The 18,189-nt window shown below is 46.3% G+C and carries 18 protein-coding genes and 3 tRNA genes; 1 reads left to right on the top strand and 20 read right to left on the bottom strand.

The features are described 5' to 3' along the window. Nucleotides 1-8: 8 nt before the first annotated feature. The 15 genes from DRW41_RS05290 to DRW41_RS05220 form a co-directional block, all read right to left on the bottom strand. A tRNA-Asp gene (locus DRW41_RS05290) sits at nucleotides 9-85 on the bottom strand. A 7-nt stretch (nucleotides 86-92) separates the two neighbouring features. Beyond that, nucleotides 93-164 (bottom strand) — tRNA-Glu (locus DRW41_RS05285). Between the two features lie 15 nt (nucleotides 165-179). Beyond that, nucleotides 180-255, bottom strand: a tRNA-Lys gene (locus DRW41_RS05280). 394 nt (nucleotides 256-649) lie between these two features. Continuing rightward, complete coding sequence (locus DRW41_RS05275; RefSeq protein ID WP_115450945.1) at nucleotides 650-1,945, bottom strand: adenylosuccinate synthase; 1,296 nt, start codon at nucleotides 1,943-1,945, stop codon at nucleotides 650-652. Between the two features lie 166 nt (nucleotides 1,946-2,111). Continuing rightward, nucleotides 2,112-2,666 carry a GNAT family N-acetyltransferase gene (locus DRW41_RS05270; protein ID WP_115451612.1) on the bottom strand — a complete coding sequence of 185 codons (555 nt, stop codon included), beginning with the start codon at nucleotides 2,664-2,666 and terminating at the stop codon, nucleotides 2,112-2,114. Between the two features lie 58 nt (nucleotides 2,667-2,724). Next, nucleotides 2,725-4,089 carry a replicative DNA helicase gene (dnaB, locus tag DRW41_RS05265; protein ID WP_115450944.1) on the bottom strand — a complete coding sequence of 455 codons (1,365 nt, stop codon included), beginning with the start codon at nucleotides 4,087-4,089 and terminating at the stop codon, nucleotides 2,725-2,727. 128 nt (nucleotides 4,090-4,217) lie between these two features. After that, nucleotides 4,218-4,667: a 50S ribosomal protein L9 gene (rplI, locus tag DRW41_RS05260; protein WP_115450943.1), complete on the bottom strand. Its 450-nt coding sequence runs from the start codon at nucleotides 4,665-4,667 to the stop codon at nucleotides 4,218-4,220. Then, on the bottom strand, nucleotides 4,664-6,637 hold the full coding sequence (locus DRW41_RS05255) for a DHH family phosphoesterase (RefSeq protein ID WP_115450942.1): 1,974 nt from the start codon (nucleotides 6,635-6,637) through the stop codon (nucleotides 4,664-4,666). The genes rplI and DRW41_RS05255 overlap by 4 nt, the downstream gene beginning before the upstream one ends. Before the next feature lie 360 nt (nucleotides 6,638-6,997). Then, nucleotides 6,998-7,237 (bottom strand): 30S ribosomal protein S18, encoded by a 240-nt coding sequence (rpsR, locus tag DRW41_RS05250; protein ID WP_053368607.1) that lies wholly within the window; start codon nucleotides 7,235-7,237, stop codon nucleotides 6,998-7,000. Between the two features lie 50 nt (nucleotides 7,238-7,287). Beyond that, a complete protein-coding gene (gene ssb, locus DRW41_RS05245) occupies nucleotides 7,288-7,800 on the bottom strand; it encodes a single-stranded DNA-binding protein (RefSeq protein WP_115450941.1) in 513 nt (170 codons plus the stop codon). 71 nt (nucleotides 7,801-7,871) lie between these two features. Then, a complete protein-coding gene (gene rpsF, locus DRW41_RS05240; protein WP_066205283.1) occupies nucleotides 7,872-8,159 on the bottom strand; it encodes a 30S ribosomal protein S6 in 288 nt (95 codons plus the stop codon). 182 nt (nucleotides 8,160-8,341) lie between these two features. Then, complete coding sequence (gene ychF, locus DRW41_RS05235; RefSeq protein WP_115450940.1) at nucleotides 8,342-9,442, bottom strand: redox-regulated ATPase YchF; 1,101 nt, start codon at nucleotides 9,440-9,442, stop codon at nucleotides 8,342-8,344. A 159-nt stretch (nucleotides 9,443-9,601) separates the two neighbouring features. Then, nucleotides 9,602-11,614, bottom strand: coding sequence for a molybdopterin-dependent oxidoreductase (locus tag DRW41_RS05230; protein WP_115450939.1), 2,013 nt, complete (start codon nucleotides 11,612-11,614; stop codon nucleotides 9,602-9,604). 79 nt (nucleotides 11,615-11,693) lie between these two features. Beyond that, on the bottom strand, nucleotides 11,694-11,891 hold the full coding sequence (locus tag DRW41_RS05225) for a DUF951 domain-containing protein (RefSeq protein WP_115450938.1): 198 nt from the start codon (nucleotides 11,889-11,891) through the stop codon (nucleotides 11,694-11,696). Continuing rightward, nucleotides 11,891-12,784 (bottom strand): mechanosensitive ion channel family protein, encoded by an 894-nt coding sequence (locus DRW41_RS05220; RefSeq protein ID WP_115450937.1) that lies wholly within the window; start codon nucleotides 12,782-12,784, stop codon nucleotides 11,891-11,893. Before DRW41_RS05220 ends, DRW41_RS05225 begins: the two co-directional genes overlap by 1 nt. Nucleotides 12,785-13,088: 304 nt before the next feature. On the opposite strand from DRW41_RS05220, the gene yyaC reads away from it, so the two are divergent. Then, nucleotides 13,089-13,724, top strand: a complete 636-nt coding sequence (yyaC, locus tag DRW41_RS05215) for a spore protease YyaC (RefSeq protein ID WP_115450936.1) — start codon at nucleotides 13,089-13,091, stop codon at nucleotides 13,722-13,724. Nucleotides 13,725-13,768: 44 nt separating this feature from the next. On the opposite strand, the gene DRW41_RS05210 is transcribed toward yyaC, so the two are convergent. The 5 genes from DRW41_RS05210 to rsmG form a co-directional block, all read right to left on the bottom strand. After that, nucleotides 13,769-14,482, bottom strand: a complete 714-nt coding sequence (locus DRW41_RS05210) for a DUF554 domain-containing protein (protein WP_115450935.1) — start codon at nucleotides 14,480-14,482, stop codon at nucleotides 13,769-13,771. Nucleotides 14,483-14,557: 75 nt separating this feature from the next. Next, nucleotides 14,558-15,412, bottom strand: a complete 855-nt coding sequence (locus DRW41_RS05205) for a ParB/RepB/Spo0J family partition protein (RefSeq protein ID WP_115450934.1) — start codon at nucleotides 15,410-15,412, stop codon at nucleotides 14,558-14,560. Beyond that, the gene (locus DRW41_RS05200) at nucleotides 15,405-16,166 is read right to left on the bottom strand and encodes a ParA family protein (protein WP_115450933.1); all 762 of its coding nucleotides are present in this window, start codon (nucleotides 16,164-16,166) and stop codon (nucleotides 15,405-15,407) included. The genes DRW41_RS05205 and DRW41_RS05200 overlap by 8 nt, the downstream gene beginning before the upstream one ends. Before the next feature lie 319 nt (nucleotides 16,167-16,485). After that, nucleotides 16,486-17,355, bottom strand: coding sequence for a nucleoid occlusion protein (noc, locus tag DRW41_RS05195; RefSeq protein ID WP_115450932.1), 870 nt, complete (start codon nucleotides 17,353-17,355; stop codon nucleotides 16,486-16,488). 114 nt (nucleotides 17,356-17,469) lie between these two features. Next, a complete protein-coding gene (gene rsmG, locus DRW41_RS05190; RefSeq protein ID WP_115450931.1) occupies nucleotides 17,470-18,186 on the bottom strand; it encodes a 16S rRNA (guanine(527)-N(7))-methyltransferase RsmG in 717 nt (238 codons plus the stop codon). Between the last annotated feature and the right edge of the window lie 3 nt (nucleotides 18,187-18,189).

Here is an 18,189-nt window from a genome sequence, read left to right as displayed (position 1 = left end):
TATAAAAGTGGCGGTCCGGACGGGACTCGAACCCGCGACCTCCTGCGTGACAGGCAGGCATTCTAACCAACTGAACTACCGGACCAGAATAATGACCCCTACGGGATTCGAACCCGTGTTACCGCCGTGAAAGGGCGGTGTCTTAACCGCTTGACCAAGGGGCCATTTAAAAAAATAAATGGTGAGCCATGAAGGACTCGAACCTTCGACCCTCTGATTAAAAGTCAGATGCTCTACCGACTGAGCTAATGGCTCGTACAAGAAAAATTCCCTAAACATAGATTAACTTAGTCAGATGCTCCGCGTAACTTTCGTTCCACTCCGCAACTCGCAGCATGATCACGATGCTTTGCTCGTTGCTCTACCGACTGAGCTAATGGCTCTCATTAAAAAGTCTACTACTCTCTTCCATCCAGCTTAGTTACCTTTTGCCAGTGGCGACGTTTTTTATAATAGCATACGTCTTGTTTAGGAAGCAAGCAATTTTAGAAAAAATCTTTATAAAATCAATTTCCCTCGTAACTCTCACTCCTTTTCCCTTTACCTTGCTTTTAAAACATTGATGCACGCGGTGAACACTAACCGGCAGCATTCGTAAAAAAGAAAGTGAACCCTCCCTGAATCAGGAAGGGTTCCTATCATACAAAACTTACATGCTTGTCCTCCACGGGCTCCTGACGACATTGGTCTGTGAACGATCGGGGCCGACCGAGAAAATCGACAATGGAATGCCAGTGAGCTGGGAAAGCCTTTCAAGGTAATGGCGGGCATTATCTGGCAGTTCTCCGAGCGTCTTGCAGCCAGTGATGTCCTCTGTCCAGCCCGGGAACTCTTCATAGACTGGTTCACACTCAGCAAGCACCTTCAAGCTTGCTGGGAACTCTTCAATGATTTCTCCTTTGTAACGGTAGGCCGCGCAAATTTTTACTGTCTCGAGGCCTGTCAGGACATCAATGGAGTTGAGTGACAAATCGGTGATGCCGCTGACCCTGCGCGCATGGCGGACAACGACGCTGTCAAACCAGCCAACCCTGCGTGGGCGTCCGGTTGTAGTGCCGTACTCGCGGCCAACTTCCCGAATTCGGTCGCCAATCTCATTATTGAGTTCTGTTGGGAATGGACCATCGCCTACACGCGTTGTATAGGCTTTGGAAACGCCGACGATATTCGTAATTTTGGTCGGGCCGACACCCGATCCAATTGTTACCCCCCCGGCAACGGGGTTGGATGACGTAACAAATGGATAAGTCCCCTGGTCAATGTCGAGCATGACGCCCTGCGCGCCTTCAAACAGGACGCGGCGCCCTTCGTCAAGGGCATCATTTAGGACAACCGAGGTATCACAGACGTATTTCTTAATCTGTTGGCCGTATTCATAATATTCATCAAGGATCTCCTCAGAGGTAAATCCTTCTGTTTCATATATTTTTTCAAAAAGACGGTTTTTCTCATCAAGGTTTCTGGCCAGCTTTTCTTTAAACACTTCCCTGTCCAGTAAATCAGCGATTCTGATGCCAACCCTTGCCGCCTTATCCATATAAGCAGGGCCAATTCCCTTTTTCGTTGTCCCAATCTTATTGGCACCCTTCCGCTCTTCTTCAACTTCATCGAGCTTCAAATGGTATGGAAGGATTACGTGTGCCCGGTTGCTGATGCGCAGGTTGTCTGTGGAGACCCCTTCTCCGTGCAGGTATTCCAATTCCTTGATCAGCGCCTTCGGATCGACGACCATGCCGTTCCCAATCACGCAGATTTTATCGTTATAGAATATTCCTGAAGGGATTAGGTGCAATTTATAGGTAACGCCGTTAAATTTAATTGTATGGCCGGCGTTATTTCCTCCCTGGTAACGGGCTACAACTTCCGCATTTTCAGAAAGGAAATCGGTAATCTTCCCTTTTCCTTCATCGCCCCATTGTGTACCAACTACAACAACTGATGACATACAAGCACCTCCGAAATTGGTTACTTTTTATATTGAGCAACAAACCATACCAATCTTACAAGGTTACAGATGATAAGTCAAGAAAATCCGAACATTAACTTCATATTATTCTATCTTGTTCGTAAAATACCAATGTTTTTTCTTATTTTAACATTCCAGGCCAGAGTTAATTTCCGTTCCGATAATACACCAGATTGTCCGTCCACTTGCCAAATTCAAATATGAACCCTTTCCTAACACATTCAAACTCCATGCCAACACTTTGTGCCAGACGCTCTGAGGCGATATTATCAATATTGATATGGGCTTCTATCCGGTGATAACCTAATTTTGAAAACGCAAAGCCCATTGCTTCCTTTACCGCTTCTTTTCCATACCCCTTGCCCCAGAATTGGTTATGGATTGTGTATCCAATTCTTCCCCATTGGAAACCATCTCTTGCCAAAGTAGAAAAGTCTATTGTGCCCACATGCCGTCCATCCTCTTTTAAAAAAACTTCAAGGATATAGGCCGAATCCTTCAATGCCAATTGCTTATATTTATCTACCAAATCTGCAAACCACTCTTCTGTGCACTCTTCCATATCAATAAGTCCATCATCATATTTGTGCTGGGACGGGAGCCTTTCGGAAAAACCTTTTATCCACGCCTCATAATCTGAATGTGTAATAGGCCTGATTATAAGCCTGGTTGTCTCAGAAACGATTGAATATGTATCCATAAGCCCACTCCTAAAATGAAAATTGCCGGCCCCATAAAAGGCCGGCATATTGAAACCGCTACGCGCCTGGAGGAATGGCCGAATCATCGAATCGGGTCTCCAGGTTAACGAACTTATTGTATTCTTTTACAAATGCCAGCTGGACGGTGCCTGTCGGGCCATTACGCTGCTTGGCAATGATGATCTCTATGATATTCTTATTCTCTGATTCTTTATCATAATAGTCGTCTCGGTACAGGAACGCGACAATATCGGCGTCCTGCTCGATACTACCCGATTCCCGGATATCGGACATCATCGGGCGCTTATCCTGGCGCTGCTCAACGCCGCGGGAAAGCTGTGAAAGGGCGATGACCGGTACTTGGAGTTCCCTCGCAAGCTGCTTAAGGGAACGGGAAATTTCCGATACTTCCTGTTGGCGGTTCTCGCCGCTCCTGCCGCTACCTAGGATAAGCTGGAGATAATCGATCATAATCATCCCGAGGCCATGCTCCTGCTTCAAGCGCCGGCATTTTGAACGGATATCGCCAACCCGTACTCCCGGGGTATCGTCTATGAAAATCCCCGCCCGTGACAGGCTTCCCATTGCCATCGTCAGTTTGCCCCAGTCTTCATCCGTAAGGGAACCAGTCCTTAGTCGCTGTGCGTCAATATTGCCTTCCGCGCAGAGCATCCTCATCACAAGCTGCTCCGCACCCATCTCAAGGCTGAAGATTGCGACATTCTCACCGGTTTTAACAGCTACGTTCTGGGCTATGTTCAACGCGAAAGCCGTTTTACCAACAGAAGGCCGCGCGCCTACTATAATCAGGTCATTCCGCTGGAAACCCGCCGTCATCCTATCCAATTCACGGAATCCGGTCGCAATCCCGGTAATATCGCCTTTCCGGTTATGCATCATTTCTATATTGTCATACGTCCGGACAAGGACATCTTTAATATTATGGAATGCCCCGGCATTTTTGCGCTGGGCAACCTCCATAATGCTTTTCTCGGCTTCTGATAATAGAAGTTCGACCTCGTCCTCCCGTGAATAACCATCTTGGGCAATCGTCGTTGCTGTCCGGATCAGCCTGCGCAGCAGTGACTTTTCCTCAACGATTTTCGCGTAATATTCTATATTGGCAGCCGTAGGCACGGAACCTGCCAGCTCACTCATATAGCTGACCCCGCCAATATCTTCAAGAAGTTTTGCCGCGGCAAGCTCTTCTGTTACAGTGACTAAATCGACGGCTTTTCCCTCATCATTCAATTTAAGCATCATATTGAAGATTTTTTGGTGGGCCGCCCTGTAAAAATCCTCTGGAATTAATATTTCGGTGGCCAGTGTCAAAGAAGCCGGTTCCAGAAAAATGGCTCCGAGCACTGCCTGTTCCGCTTCAATATTTTGGGGCGGCATACGGTCCGCGAATACATCATTCATCAAAAAATCCCCCCATCCTCGAGGTAATACAGCTTAACACCGCGAAAAAAAGTGACCAGCAAGGCCGATCACAATTTTAGCTACTCTATTATCTTAACATGTTCTCAGTCGAAATCTACCACTAAAAATTAGTTTCCTTCTTTTACATACACCTTGAGCGTCGCGGTGACCTCATGATGAAGCTTGACTGGCACCATTGTCTGGCCCAGGCTTCGAATGGCATCTTCAAGTTCCATTTTCCGCTTATCGATTTTAATTCCATGCTTCTTTTGCAATTCCTCAGAAATTTGCTTCGTTGTTATCGATCCAAACAGGCGGCCGCCTTCCCCGGATTTCGCGGTTAATTCCACCGTGATTTTTTCAAGCTTTTCTTTTAGCTTCTTCGCTTCCGCAAGCTCCTGTTCGGCCATTTTCGCTTCCTTCTTCTTCTGGGCATTCAAGTTGCTAACATTGGCGGTATTCGCTTCGACAGCAAGGCCCTGTTTGATAAGAAAGTTATGCGCATAGCCATCGGCGACATTTTTCACTTCGCCTTTTTTGCCTTTGCCTTTAACATCTTTCAGAAAAATTACCTTCATTCCGATTTTCCTCCTTCAAAATAATCATCGATGGCCTGCTTCAGCATTTGCTCCGCCTCATCAATTTCTATGTCTGCAAGCTGTGTGGCCGCATTCGTCAAATGCCCGCCGCCCCCGAGGCTCTCCATGATGATTTGCACATTTATGTCGCCAAGCGAACGGGCGCTGATGCCAATCAGGCCATCGTCCCTCATCGACATAGCAAACGAAGCCTGGATGCCGTCCATCGCCAGCAGCGTATCCGCGGCCTGCGCCAGCATCACCTGGTCATAAATTTCACCGTCAGCCGATCTCGCAACCGCGAGGCCTTCTTTGTAAAAATAGACTGATTCAATCAGTTTTGCTCTTTTAATGTACGTATCGACATCTTCCTTTAAAAACTTCTGGACAAGAATCGTATCGGCTCCAAGCGATCTTAAATACGATGCCGCGTCAAATGTCCTTGCGCCGGTCCTTAATGTAAAGCTCTTCGTATCAACGGTAATTCCGGCAAGAAGGGCTGTAGCCTCTATCATGCTGAATTTCGCCCGTTTTGGCTGGTATTCAAGCAGTTCGGTAATAAGCTCCGCAGTCGACGATGCGTATGGCTCCATATATACAAGGAGCGGGTTGCTGATAAAGTCTTCTCCCCTTCTGTGATGGTCGATGACAACAACGTCGCTTATCGATGCCAGCACCTTTTCATCAATGACAAGCGAAGGTTTATGCGTATCGACGATTACCAGCAGGGTATCATTCGTCGCCAAATCGAGTGCCTGCTCGGGTGTTATAAAGCGGTCGAATAAATCAGGGTGCTGCTTGATTTCTTCAAGTAGCCGCTGGATTCCTGTATCGATTTCGTCATAGTTTATTACAATATAACCATCCCGCTGATTCATTTGCGCGACCTTGCTGATCCCGATTGCAGAACCGACGGAGTCCATATCCGGGAATCTGTGGCCCATTACAATGACTTTGTCGCTCTCGGCAATCAACTCTTTTAAGGCATGGGAAATTACCCTTGCCCGGACCCTCGTCCGTTTCTCTATCGGGTTTGTTTTTCCACCGAAAAATTTAACTTTCCCATTCGCCTGTTTAATTGCAACCTGGTCTCCACCGCGGCCAAGCGCAAGATCAAGGCTTGACTGGGCAAGCGTTCCAAGTTCAGGGAGTGACGATACGCCAGCTCCTATCCCGATGCTGAGTGTCAGGGCTACATTTTGTTTCATCGTCATTTCCCTGACGATATCCAAAATCGCGAAATTACCCTTTTCCAACGTTTGAAGGATGCTTTCATTGAAAACGCCAATAAAGCGTTCGGATGAAATCCTCTTAAGGTAAATGCCGTTATCATTGGCCCATTTATTCAGGATGGAAGTAACAAGGTTATTGATGCTGCTCCGAGCCTGGTCATCTAGACCCTGTGTGAGGTCTTCATAATTATCAAGAAAAATAATGGCAATGACTGTCCGCTCATCCCTGTACATCTTTTCTATTTCAGTCTGCTCGGTTACGTCAAAAAAGTAGAGAAGCTTTTCATCAACCTTATGAATTACCCGGAATTTCCGGTCGTGGAGTGTAATCAGTTCAGCCTCTACATCTTGCTTAATCAAAGGAACTAGCGATTCGGCCACGTCGTAAAGGGATCTTCCCGCCAATGTATCCTCATCAAAACAGGAGGCCAGGAATGGATTGGTCCACTGGATGCAAAGCTCATCGTTGATCAGCATGATGCCAATCGGCATTTCCATAAGTGCCTCTTCCCCAACCTTCTTAACCCGGTATGAAAGAGTTGAGATATACTCCTCCATTTCCTTCCTTTGGCGCCTATCGATTTGAAGCAAATAATAAAGAGCGGCTCCTGCAAGGAAGTACCCTGCTATGCTTAAAGCCAAATGATAACGCGCAAGGATGCCTAAAAGCACCGCTGTTAAGCACAGTAATCCGTAAAAAGGATAACGTATTGACCGCTTTTCCAAAAATGACGGCATTCTTTCAGCTCCCTGACAGATATGTCCCAAAAATTTTAGCTGTCGGCTTTGATGGATAACCCTCTGAATTAAAAGATTATCTTTCCTCGCACCGAACCCTAATTTCATTATACCCAATATCCTATCCATGAAAAGAAAAACAACTGGACTTACAATGTTCTCTTTAAAGAACAACACGGTTGGTTTATTTCCTCCTCAGTGATAAAACACCTCAAAACGTTAACGTATTTTTTATGAAAAACAATAGGCGACTTCCTTTTCCATTTTCATCCGCAAATACGGTAAAATAGAAGTTTAAACAGGTGTAAAATGATAAAAAAGCAGCAAGGGAGTTCCCTGCTGCTCTTTCTATTCAGGCGATTATTCGCCTGCTACGTATGGAAGCAATGCCATTAAACGAGCGCGTTTAATCGCGATTGTCAATTTGCGTTGGTATTTAGCGTTTGTGCCAGTCACACGGCGTGGCAAAATCTTGCCGCGTTCAGAGATGAACTTTTTCAACAGATCCACATCTTTGTAATCGATGTGTGTGATTCCGTTAGCAGTGAAATAGCACACTTTACGGCGCTTAGCGCGGCCGCCTTTACGTCCCATTGCCATCGGTATGTCCCTCCTTTGTTTAAGCATTTATAGTAAGTTCGTTTATCGTTCTAGAATGGCAGGTCATCGTCTGAAATATCAATCTGTCCGCTGCCAGCGAACGGATCGTCATCCATCCGGGTATAGCCCTGCTGCTTCGCGGGTGCAGTCCGTTGATTCTGATTGCTGTTCCCAAAAGGATTACCCTGTTCCCTTGGAGCACTGCCATAGTAATCGTTGTTGTTGTCGTTTTTATTGCCGGAATTCCTTGGTTCAAGGAATTGAACGCTTTCCGCTACGACTTCTGTTACATAGACACGCTTTCCGTCCTGCCCTTCATAATTACGGGTTTGAATACGTCCATCAACGCCTGCCAGGCTCCCTTTTTTAAGGTAATTGGCGACGTTTTCCGCTGGTTTTCTCCAAACCACACAGTTAATGAAGTCCGCCTCTCTCTCACCCTGCTGGTTTGAGAATGTACGGTTAACCGCAAGAGTAAATGTAGCCATTGGAACACCGCTTGGCGTATATCGAAGTTCAGGATCTTTCGTTAAACGGCCAACCAGTACGACACGATTCATCATCAGAATCAACTCCCTTTTCCGAGCAATGTTCCACGTGGAACATCTTTCCCGGAACGATTTATCTTTAAGGATTATTCTTCTTCTTTAATTACGATGTGGCGAATGATATCTTCGCTGATCTTTGCAAGACGGGAAAACTCTTCAACCGCCGCTGGTTCAGCATTCACCTTCAGGATTTGGTAGTATCCGTCGCGGAAATCATTGATTTCGTAAGCTAGACGGCGTTTACCCCAGTCCTTGGCTTCAGCCACTTCCGCACCATTGTCAGCCAGAATAGTGTTGAAACGCTCAACAAGCGCTTTCTTGGCCTCATCTTCAATGTTTGGGCGGATGATGTACATAACTTCGTACTTTCTCATCACAGTCACCTCCTTTTGGTCTAAGCGGCCCATAATGGGCAAGGAGCAATTTATCAATTACTCACAAGGTAAAAGTATATCATAGAAACGCCCAATGCGCAACTCACGCTTGAATGGAACGCAAAAAAGAAGGTGTGCGGCCGGGAATCCCCGCCGCGCACCTTCTGAATGTTTTTTTGATTTTAAACATTAAAGCGGAAATGAATGATGTCGCCATCCTTAACTTCGTATTCTTTTCCTTCAAGGCGCACTTTTCCAGCTTCTTTCGCGGCATTCATCGAACCATTCGCGAGGAGGTCGTCATAGTGTACCGTTTCCGCACGGATAAATCCTCTTTCAAAATCGGAGTGGATAATACCGGCGCATTGCGGGGCCTTCATCCCTTTCCTGAAAGTCCATGCGCGGACTTCCTGGACGCCCGCTGTAAAATAAGTGGCAAGCCCGAGGAGGCTGTACGCTTTCCGGATCAACTGGTCAAGGCCGGATTCTTCAATCCCAAGCTCCGAGAGGAACATTTCCTTTTCCTCCCCCTCAAGCTCGGCGATTTCAGATTCAATTTTCGCGCAAATGACAATGACTTCCGCATTTTCGTTGGCTGCGAATTCACGGACGCGCTGGACATATTCATTCGAGGATGGATCGGCTACATCTTCCTCGCCAACGTTCGCCACATACAATACAGGCTTGATTGTCAACAGGTGAAGCTGCTTTGCAATTTTAAATTGGTCTTCTGTAAATTCAACTGCCCTCGCAGGTTTTTCAGCTTCAAACGCTTCACGGAGCATGGATAGCACTTCAAATTCTGCCGAGGCGTCCTTATCCTTTTGCTTTGCCAGCTTTTCAACGCGGCCAATCCGTTTTTCGACGGACTCCATGTCAGCCAGGATCAGCTCAAGATTGATTGTTTCGATATCTGAAATTGGGTCCACTTTGCCCGCAACGTGGGTAATATTGTCATCGGCGAAGCATCTGACCACTTGGCAGATGGCATCCACTTCACGAATATGGGAAAGAAACTTATTCCCCAAACCTTCCCCTTTGCTGGCACCCTTAACGATTCCCGCGATATCAGTGAATTCAAATGTGGTCGGAACTGTTTTTTTCGGCTGGACGAGTTCGGTCAGCTTATTCAGCCGATCGTCTGGAACTTCGACGATCCCGACATTCGGATCGATTGTACAAAACGGGTAATTGGCCGATTCAGCACCCGCTTGGGTTATTGCATTAAAAAGCGTGGATTTCCCAACGTTCGGAAGGCCCACAATACCTGCTGTTAACGCCATAGTTCGGTCACTCCTCTTAATTAAACATATCTATTGGAAAATTCGTTATTACAGTAAATAACATTTAAAAGCACTACACAATTATAGGCATTCCTTTGTAAAAACACAAGGATGCTTTAATTTGCCGTCCATATAAAAACTGCCGGAAGAACCGGCAGTTTAGATGGCCTCAATCTTTTTTATTGCTACCAGGCAGTCATACAATGTGCTGCCCAGCCCGTTATCGGAAGGAAGGCTTGATGTTAGGCTGTTGATAGAGCCACCGAACTTCTTCCAAATGCCTTCATCGATATTAATTGTTCCCGGATGTGCTTTTGGCAATATGGAAACTGTCCCTGTTACCTCTCCCCGCTCATTCCATACCTTTGCCCTTTCACCATCCAGCAGTCCATGCCTATTCGCGATGTCTGCAGCGATTTCTATCACGACATGCGGTTCTTTCGGAAAGATATGATAATGCTGAGAATGGTTCGATCTCAACGGGTGGATTGTTAAAAGAGAATAAGGGAATTTAGCCGCCAAATCTGGTTGCGTCCACTTTGTTTCAGCCGGCAGGGATAGCAGCAGCTTGCCTTCCATCCCCTTTTGCCTGGCAAGGTTTGATGAGAACTCATATTTGCCGGAAGGCGTTTTAAATCTGCGGTCGGACCATGGAACCTTCACGACTGGCAGTTCGAATGTATGATTGTCCTGCAGAAACTCTAGTGTCAGCCCGTCTTTATTCAAAGGCTCTAGGAACATTTGAAGCCATTGTTCGGTTGTATAGTCAAAATCAGCTGCAAAGCCAAGTCGTTTTGCAAGCTCCGTCCATATCCATAAGTCCGGTTTCGCTTCTCCTGGCGGTTCCATCAATTTAGGCGCATAGTTAACATAATGATGGAACATGGAAGCATAGTAGAAATCTTCCTCTTCGAAGACAGACGCGGTTGGAAGGACATAATCCGCGAGCAAAGCTGTGTCTGTCATGAATTGGTCAATTACGACTACAGTGTCAACCTTTGAAAAGGCTTCTTCGACGATAGTGGAGTCGGGGACCTGGGTTGCGGGGTTGCCGCATGTGACGATCACCATCTTAATTTCAGGATTCCTTTCGGAAAGAATTCTTTCTGCCTGTTTCATGATTGGAAATTGGCGATATTCCTTCCGCCGTTCGTTCAATGTAAGGCGGCCTGCCTGAAAGCTTCTACCCACCTGAAGGTTTGCGTAGTTGGCCCCGCCGCCTGGGATGCCGATATTGCCGCTTGCCGCGACAAGCGCATCAATAAACCGGATAGTATTGCCCCCATTGCGGTACCGCTGCATTCCAAGGCCGATATAAGTGGACACAGGGCGGTCGGCATAAATGCCCGCCAGCCTTGTGATTGTCTCTATTGGAATTTCAGCCTTTTCGCTGATTTCCTCTAATGTAATTGTTTCAAGAAGGTCCTCCACATCACCAAAGCCCACCGTGAATTGGTCAATGAATGTGCGGTCTTCCAATCCAAGCCTGAGCAATTCCTTTAGGATGCCGGCAGCGAGCAGGCCATCCATGCCGGGTTTGATTGAAATATACTCATCCGCCAGTTTAGCTGTTGGATTGAACATGGGGTCTATCACCAGGATATGGATGCCTTTTTTCTTTGCCTCAAGGAGGCTTTGATAGAAATGCAGATTTGTTCTCGATGCATTTCTTCCCCAGACAACGATATGCCTGCTGTTAAATAAATCGCCGGGCGCATGGCTGAGAGCGTCGCCAAAATCCCACATTTGTGCTTCAATGCCGGATCCCCAGCATAGTGAACCAACAAGTTCCGTCACTCCGCCATAGGCGTTAAAAAAACGCTGGTCAAGGTTTGTCAAAATCCCGCTATTCGCATAGTCATGGCTGTGGAGAACGGCTGTCGACCCGTATATTTCTTTAATATCCGCCAACTTTGCCGCGATTTCATCAAAAGCCTGCTGCCATGATATTTGAATGAATTCACCATTTATTTTTTTCAGAGGGTGAAGCAGCCTGTCTTCCGCTTCTATTCTCTTAATCAACGAGCGGCCCCGGCCGCAAATTTTCCCTTTTGTAATCGGATGGTCCGGGTCGCCATCTATTTGAATGACCTTCCCATTTTCCATTGTCACCTGAAAACCGCAGTTGTCCCAGCAATTCAGCGGGCACGCTGATTTCACAACCGTTTGCAATTCCCCCACCCCCACACAAAACCTTTAATGATTTTAATTACTAGGTTAATACATTTTTACAAAAAAAAGAAGCATGAAATTATTCTTCATGCTTCACAAGGACCTTTTTCATTTTCCGGGAAAAATCCTTCCGCGGGATGAGAACACTGTGGGCACAGCCTTCGCATTTGATTCTGATATCCATCCCAAGGCGAATGATCTTCCAGCGGTTCACACCGCATGGATGAGGTTTTTTCATTTCAACGATATCATTCAGGCCGAATTCTTTCTGTTCCATCAGCTTTTCCCCCTGTCAGCGGCATGGCCGCCTATATCCTCCCGTGAATACATAACCATCCTTGGAAATGGTATATCAATCCCGTGTTCGTCCAATCCAAGCTTGATTTCCTTACGGATCATCCTTGCAATCGCGGCATGTTTCATCGGCTTTGTTTCCGCGACAACCCTTAGGGTTACCTCAGTCGGTCCGAAGTTTTGGACCCCCACCAATTCAGGCGGTTTCACTAAATCTTCATCTATTTTCGGTAATTTTTCAAGAATACCCCTGATGATTTTTTCTGCATTTTCAATATCCTCTTCATAGGCTATTCCAATATCCACCACAGCAATGCTGTTATTCAAGGAGTAATTTGTTACCTGGGTAATACTGCCGTTTGGCAGGATATGCAATTCACCGGTCCAGCTCTTAATTTTCGTCGTCCGAAGGCCAATTGACTCAACGGTTCCTTCAAACGCATCAATTCGGATATGGTCGCCAACCGAGAATTGGTCCTCAAAAATAATGAAGAATCCCGTAATGATGTCCTTAACCAGATTCTGAGCACCGAAGCCCACTGCCAGCCCAACAATGCCCGCCCCCGCGAGCATGGCCTTTACATCAATCGTCAGCTCGGTAAGAATCATCACAAATGCGATGAAATAGATGGCATACGACAGGATGTTATCCAGCAGCCTTATCATGGTTGCCTCGCGCCGTTCCGTTACCCTTAGCGGCATTTTAAGCCTTATTTCAAATGCCTTATGGATAGCTGCCTTTCCTATCCTAATCAGGATTCCTGAGACAATAAGGATTAGAAGGATTTTTATCGCTCCTTCACCGATCGCGGCCCATCTGTCTTCATCAAGGAACCTGTTATGTATCCTGGTCAGTACTCTGTTAAATGAATCCACTTTTCCACCGCCAATCAATCGATCATTATTATTCTAGTTAGAAGCGGGATTTTTTTCAACTTTTCCCCGTCAAATCCCTTATATTTCTAGTCCAATACTCCCTGAAACTCCTGAATCATCCTTCTTTCTACCCTGTTTAGCAAAAACATTTTACAGGTATGTATAGAGTACGAAATATATTCGTATACTGATACTATTCATTATCTCCGCACTGAACCCGCCTATACTCTATGTCCCCGCGGACATTCGCCAACAAAACAACTGAAATGAATGCGTTTACGCTTTCCATGAAGGAGTGGGCTATATGAATATTAAATCTGGCTTATTCGATAGGGTGCAAAACAGCCGGATTCACCATGAGGAGTCAAAAGCAGAAGCAAAGCTTGCGGCTGAACTGATTTCGAATTTGCCCCTTTTAACCAGCCGGCCAATTGTAGTGGTCTGCATCGGGACTGACCGGTCGACAGGGGATTCGTTAGGCCCTCTCGTTGGTAGTTTCCTTGAAGAAAAAAGATTGCCGTCTTTCCATATATATGGAACACTTGACGATCCAATCCACGCGGTGAATTTAGAAGAAAAACTGAAGGAAATAACGGAAAAACATTTCCATCCCTTCATAATTGCGATCGATGCCTGCCTCGGGCGTTTTAAAAGCGTCGGAGTCATACAGGTTTGCGACGGCCCTGTGAAACCGGGGGCGGGTGTAAATAAGGAGCTGCCTGAAGTTGGGGATATGCACATTACTGGAATTGTTAATGTAAGCGGTTTTATGGAATTTTTCGTTTTGCAAAACACAAGGCTTAGCCTTGTTGTCAAAATGGCCAAAACTATAGCAAATGGGATTTATTTAGCTTCCAAATATCAATACAACCAGCTTGGATGGTCTGAAATCCGCTGGAGCAGAGAGCAGGAACCAACGATGAATGAACAGACAAACTAAAAACAGGAAAAGCGCGAGTCAGCCTTCTCCTGTTTTTATTTTCCCTATGTAAGCTGATGGTAGAAATAGATAGCTCCTACTGCTGCTGCAGTAACGAGTATGCCCGGCAGCAAGTTCGCAACCTTTATTTTTGTTAAACCGGCAAGATTCAGGCCGATGGCAAAAATCATCACCCCGCCGGTTGCTGTCATTTCCACAATGAATTGATCCATTAATTCAGCTGGGATAATCCTGTCGATTTGCGTGGCGAATAAGGCAATCGTCCCCTGATAAAGCATGACCGGAATTGCGGAGAAAATCACGCCGATTCCAAGAGTCGTTGTCAGGATGATTGAGGTAAAACCGTCGATAATCGATTTTGTATACAGGACATCATGGTCACCGCGGATACCGCTATCCAGGGCGCCGATAATCGACATTGCCCCGATCACGAAGATAAGTGTTGCCGTAACGAACCCTTGGGATATGCTCCCCTTCCCATTCGCTCCGATTTTCCTTTCAAGCCATAACCCCAGTCGGTTCAGCTTGTCATCCAGGTCCCAGAACTCGCCAAGCACCCCTCCAAGAACCAGACTCAAAATAACGATCAGGAAATTCTGGCTTTTAAGCCCCATTTGCAGGCCCAAGACCATTACGGAAAGGCCAATCCCATGCATGACGGTCGATTTCATCCCCTCAGGAATCCGGTGGAACAGTTTCCCAAGCAATGTACCGATGATGATCAAAAGGCCGTTTACAAGTGTTCCCCACAAAAACATAGTAATTTCCCCTAACTTATTAAAACTAAATGGCGGATTGAATGATGATAAAAAAAGAAACCATCAAGTGATGGCTTAGTCGTTCGATTCGGGCTCCAAAAGATCCAGAAGCCTTTCCAAATCCTCTTTTGAAAAAAACTCGATTTCAATCTTGCCTTTGTTCTTGGTTTGCTTAATGTGGACCGTGGTGCCGAACCTTTCACGAAGCTGATGTTCCCTTTCACGGATAAACCGGTCTTTTTTCTTTTCCGGCTTTTTTGTTTCACGTGAAACATTATCATTCAGCTGCTGGATCAGTTTCTCAAGCTGGCGGACATTAAGGTTTTCCTTGACGATTTTTTCAACAAGGAGAGGAAGCTTCCCCTTTTGACGAAGCCCAAGCAGCGCCCTGCCATGTCCCATTGAAATGGTGCCATTGGATATGAAATCCTGGATTTGTTTTGGAAGCGAGAGGAGACGGATATGATTTGCGACATGCGGACGGCTCTTCCCAAGGCGTTTCGCCACTTCCTCCTGGGTGAGGCCCAGCTTTTCCATCAGTGTCTGGTATGCAGCGGCTTCTTCGATGGGATTCAAATCTTCCCTCTGCAAATTCTCAAGGACAGCCAGCTCCATCATCTGCTGTTCGGATAATTCACGGACAACAGCGGGGACCGTTTCCAGCCCAGCCTGTTTGGCGGCGCGGTAACGGCGCTCCCCGACTACGATTTCATACCCCTTAATGCTTTTGCGGACAACGAGCGGCTGCAGGATCCCATGCTCCAAAATGGATTCCTTCAGTTCCTCGATTGCTTCAGGCTGAAAATGCTTCCGGGGTTGGTAAGGGTTTGGGCGCAATTCTTTTATCTTTATATCCTGGATGGATTCTTCAGATTCCGGTTCCATATTTTGAAAAAAGGCATCAAGCCCTTTTCCCAGTCCTTTAGCCATTAGAAACCACTTCCTTTGCCAGATCTAAATAAACTTCAGCGCCTCGTGATTTCGGATCATAGATGATAATTGGCTCCCCATGGCTCGGAGCCTCACTTAAGCGTACATTCCTTGGAATGATAGTCTTATAGACTTTGTCCTGAAAATACTTCTTTACCTCATCAATAACCTGAATTCCAAGATTTGTCCTGGCGTCAAGCATAGTGAGGAGGACCCCTTCTATTTTCAGGTCCTGGTTAAGATGCTTTTGGACCAGGCGGACAGTGTTCAGCAGCTGGCTCAGCCCTTCAAGCGCGTAATATTCACATTGCACGGGAATCAGGACCGCATCGGAGGCTGTAAGGGCATTGATGGTCAAAAGACCAAGGGAGGGAGGGCAGTCAATGATGATGTAATCGTAATTGTCCTTCACCTCTTCAAGTGCTCTTTTAAGCCTGACCTCGCGGGATATTGTCGGGACCAGCTCGATTTCCGCCCCGGCCAGCTGGATCGTGGCGGGGATAGCGGAAAGATTTTCAACAGATGTGGGCCTGATGACCTCTTTTGCTTCCACATCATCTACGAGAACATCGTAAATGCAGTGCTCCACATCAGCCTTTTCCACGCCAATCCCGCTGGTTGCATTCCCCTGGGGATCAATGTCGACCATTAAGACTTTTTTTCCTATGTATGCTAAGCAGGCGCCCAGATTGACAGAGGTGGTCGTTTTCCCGACTCCCCCTTTTTGATTCGCGATTGCAAGTATTTTGCCCACGATGTCACCTACCTTTTGCTTAAAAGTAACTGGCATTGCCAAAATGTTTTGAGAAAGCCATGCATTCTATTTTATCATGAAAAATCATTGATGGAGGTTTTTTTATTAAAATTATGCCTCCACCACAAGAAATGGCTGCCATATGCCGGAATGAAACAGCAAAGGAGAGCTGACTAAGGCAATCACTCCACTACCATTATAGCGCCCGGGCAGAACCTCGTCCATAAGAGTAGGAACATATGTTTCCTTTTTTTGGAAATTGATTGCTTTTCCGAACAAAAAAAACCGGACATTACATGCAGTCCGGCTTGCTGTTCTATTATTTTTTCTTTGGGATTTTTATTGTGAATTGGTAATACTCCTCGAATTCCTCTTCCTCGGAATCAAGTGGGATGCCGCTATCCGAGACCATTGTCAGGGATTGGCGGATTGTGTTCACCGCAATCCTCATATCCTTGCTGAAAGCCTTGCGTCTCGGCTTCGGCTTTTGTTCCTGCTGCCCAAGAAGCTTAATGACCCGCTCTTCGGTCTGCTTTACGTTTAGATTCTTGGCGATGATTTCCTCCATTACGGCTACTTGTTTCAATCCGTCTTTTAAAGGGATCAGCGCGCGAGCATGCCGTTCGGAAATTTGCTTGTTCAATAGCGCATCCTGGACTTCCTGTGGAAGCTTTAGCAGCCTAAGCTTATTCGCGACTGTGGACTGCCCTTTTCCCAGGCGTTGCGCAAGAGCTTCCTGGGTCAGGTTATGAAGCGTAAGCAGCTTCCCATACGCGAGTGCTTCTTCAATTGGAGAGAGCTCCTCCCGCTGCAAATTCTCAATTAGCGCGACAGAAGCCGTTTCCGTATCGGACATATTTTTAATAATCGCGGGCACTTCCTCCCAGCCTAGCTTTTTCATTGCGCGCCATCTGCGTTCGCCGGCAATGATTTCATAGTGTCCATCTTCAAGTTCGCGGACAACAATTGGCTGGATGATGCCATGTATATGAATGGTACGTGACAATTCCTCTATTTTTTCATCATCAAAAACCGTCCTAGGCTGGAAACGGTTCGGAACAATTAAGTCTATCGCAATTTTCCTAATTTCTTCATTGCTATCTTCTGTCTCTAAATCAATCTCTTTTTCTAGGTCAATCTCCTCTTCTTTATCACCCCGGCCAAAAAAACGTGAAAAAGAATTCTTCATCTCCAGCACCACCTTTAAAATACTCCCACTTAAACTAATTCTCTATTCTTCGGAAAAATCCTGCCGACGGAAGCCTAATGGGCAAAACCGCTTTCCCTTTAACAGAAAACAAGATTAGGCAATTGGCGATTTGGCAGGGGTTCCAGGCTTTCGCGGATACTTCTTTGGAGTCGGTTTTTCTTTATTGATGACGATAATCGTCCGCTCGCTGTCCTCAAGCGGCAGTGAGAAGGTATTTGTTTCTTGGATCCTGCCTCCGAGAATGGTGATTGCCTTCTTCGCATCGGCCAATTCTTCTTTCGCATTGGCCGCTTTTAAAGCGACAAAATTCCCTTCTTTTTTTACGAGTGGGAGGCAAAGTTCACTTAAAACAGATAACCTTGCCACCGCCCTGGCAGTAACAATATCATAACTCTCCCTGTGCCGCGGATTCGTACCGAAGGTTTCCGCCCTGTCATGGATAAACTGGACATTGTCCAGTTTCAGTACCTTTGCAAGATGGTTCAGGAAGGTGATGCGCTTATTTAATGAATCAACAATCGTTACATTCAGGGAAGGAAAGGCAATTTTTAAAGGAATGCTTGGAAAACCCGCTCCCGCGCCAACATCGCAAAGGGAGAAGGGACCTGAAAAATCAAAATAAAATGAGGCCGAAAGAGAATCGTAAAAATGTTTTAAATAAACTTCGTCCCGTTCAGTAATTGCGGTAAGGTTCATCTTTTCGTTCCACTCAACCAGGGTTTCGAAATACGTTTCGAACTGGCCAAGCTGGGTGGAGGAAAGGGAGATTCCTCTTTCCCCAAGCAGCCCGGCAAATTGTTCTGCGTTCATACT

Origin of the sequence: Neobacillus piezotolerans, assembly GCF_003362805.1 — a bacterium.
In the GTDB taxonomy this organism is placed as follows: domain Bacteria; phylum Bacillota; class Bacilli; order Bacillales; family Cytobacillaceae; genus Bacillus_D; species Bacillus_D piezotolerans.
The sequence above is the reverse complement of the archived record's forward strand: the minus strand, read 5'-3'. Positions and strand labels throughout refer to the sequence as shown.